This is a genomic window from uncultured Gimesia sp. (assembly GCF_937919775.1).
Lineage (GTDB): Bacteria > Planctomycetota > Planctomycetia > Planctomycetales > Planctomycetaceae > Gimesia.
In genome coordinates, this window is sequence record NZ_CALFPF010000606.1 from 1 (window position 1) to 2,108 (window position 2,108).

General features: G+C 49.7%; 1 protein-coding gene and 1 pseudogene. One reads left to right on the forward strand and one right to left on the reverse strand.

Translation table 11 applies throughout. The features are described from left to right. Positions 1-382 (forward strand): annotated as a pseudogene (locus Q0294_RS17460) (hypothetical protein); the annotation flags it as partial. A 141-nt stretch (positions 383-523) separates the two neighbouring features. Here the strand turns inward: Q0294_RS17460 and Q0294_RS17465 are convergent. Then, on the reverse strand, positions 524-1,981 hold the full coding sequence (locus Q0294_RS17465; RefSeq protein WP_299468021.1) for a polysaccharide biosynthesis/export family protein: 1,458 nt from the start codon (positions 1,979-1,981) through the stop codon (positions 524-526). Between the last annotated feature and the right edge of the window lie 127 nt (positions 1,982-2,108).

The following is a 2,108-nucleotide window of genomic DNA, read 5'->3' on the forward strand; positions in this document are numbered from 1 at the left end:
TATCGCTTATCATCAGGGCAAGTTCATTGTGGTGGGCGGGCTTCCCAAAGACGTGAATGAGAATTACCTCTATGAATATGACGAGAACTTCAAATTTCTTAAAAAGCATGTCCTGAAAAGCGGCTATACCTTAATGGGGATTCAAACGGCAACGTTTGCGGACAATCAATGGTGGTTTGGCTGTTATGGCACAAAACTCCTGAAAGCTGACGTCGACTTAAATTTCATCGCAAAATACGATATCGAATGCAGCCTGGGCGTGGAACGCGTGACTGACAAACTGCTGTTAATCGGCCGCGGAGCAAAGGTCGAAAACCAGCATACCGGCAGTGTCTTATTGGCTGTTCCCGACGAAAAACTGGGATTTGTCATCCAAAAGTAATCAACGTCCTGTCTGATGTCGGGCGGATCGCATGAGTCTGATTCAGCAGATCAGCCTGTGTCCAAGTTTACTGTAGCGTCTCCAGGACTATTTGGGCCGAGTCTATTAGAATGAGAGGCGATATGGTTAAATGGATGCGCTCTAGTTACCTCCGCCTCCTCCGCCTTGAAGGTTGGAAGCTGCCAGTCCGAACAGTGCGCCTTCAAGCAGATGCTTTTCAACAAACGCGCCAATGGCTTCTGATTTGGTATATTGCAAAATAACATAATCGCCAGGTTGAATCAGAACGCGCTGGCTGGGGTTGCGGACTGCTTCGTACAGATCGACTTTGATCGGCAACTGAGTTCCATTGGGAAGCTGTCGCAGGATGATCGCGTTACTGGCACTGATGGTGACGTCCTGGTTCAATGCGGAAGGACCTCCGGATGACTTGCTCGATCCGCCCCCCCGAGCCGATTGGGCAATAGAAATAGCTCCCAGAATATCCAGGTCATAATCGCGAGGCAGCGTGTATTGTCCGCCGCCCAGTAAACCGCCGGTATAGAAAATTTCGGTTTCACGAGATTCGATAAACACCACATCGCCATCATGCAGGATGATCTCTTCGCGCGTCAAATGAATCTGTTCGCCCGGGCTCAGACGAATGGGGATCTTGATAATTCCGGATCTCTGCATTGTCGACTCATTTATGATTGTGGGGGCCATGAATTCATCGGAGCCGTAAAACGTGCCGCCATCAATTGAATAGAGAGGCTGACCGACCTGAAATGCAGGGTCGGCTGGTGTCGGATTTGCAAACGGAATCGGTGTATAAGAATCGGAAACCTGCTGAATGCCGTGGCGAGAGGTAGAATTATCTGATGTGCTGGTACCCGTTTGAATAGGTTGTGGGCTGATCGGCTGGTTCACCCCGTGCGCAGCGCCTCGAATAATATAGATCGAATTTTCTGCATCCAGTCCAGGCAGGCCACCCGTTTCGGCCAGTGCATGCAGTACATCGTTACTGTAGGCAGGCAGGTTGATAACGCGACCGGTGCCCCGTTTGGATTTTCCGACATTCAAAGTACCAGCACTGCTGCCAACAATGTCACTTGAGTTTTCCTGACGAATTACAAGCACACGGTATGATCGCGGTTTCTGGAGACTGAGCAGAATGCGGTCGCGCCCTTCTCGCAGGATACTTTTTTCAGTCGTATATTTGCGACGGATTGTGTCTTCGAGTTGTGTGAGTGTGAGCCCTCTGGCAAAAACACTGCCAATCAGTGGAAGCGAGATCGTTCCGTCTTCGCGGATGGGAATAGGGTAACCGAGCGAGGGGGCTACTTCCTGAGACTGAGGAAAATGTACCGGTGGCACATCCTTAAACTGGCCGAGTACGCCTTCGATATACACTCCCAGAACATCTCCAGAATCAAGCAGGTAATGTTTTGGCGCCGGCTGTCTCAGCAGAGAGAGATCGATGGTTTCCTTTCCGGATCGCATATCTGCCTTGTATTCAGAAGGCAGATATTGCGCAGGAATCCCCTTGATCGGGTGGATCGCCGCGCAGCCGTTTAAGAACACGGACAACAACAGCGCGCAGAAAATCTGGCACTTCATTGAGGATATTGATTTTTGAAAGTTCAGCATCCTGATCGAACCTTTAAATTCGATGACTGCGTTGTTGAATTGTTGCGACATCCTGTCGTAATTTTCCTTTGACCTGGTCTCGTTTATGAAAATATTC

What these genes read in the sequence shown, in the direction of transcription:
- Q0294_RS17465 (WP_299468021.1), bottom strand. Translation starts at nt 1,981, where the DNA reads ATGAAGTGCCAGATTTTCTGCGCGCTGTTGTTGTCCGTGTTCTTAAAC.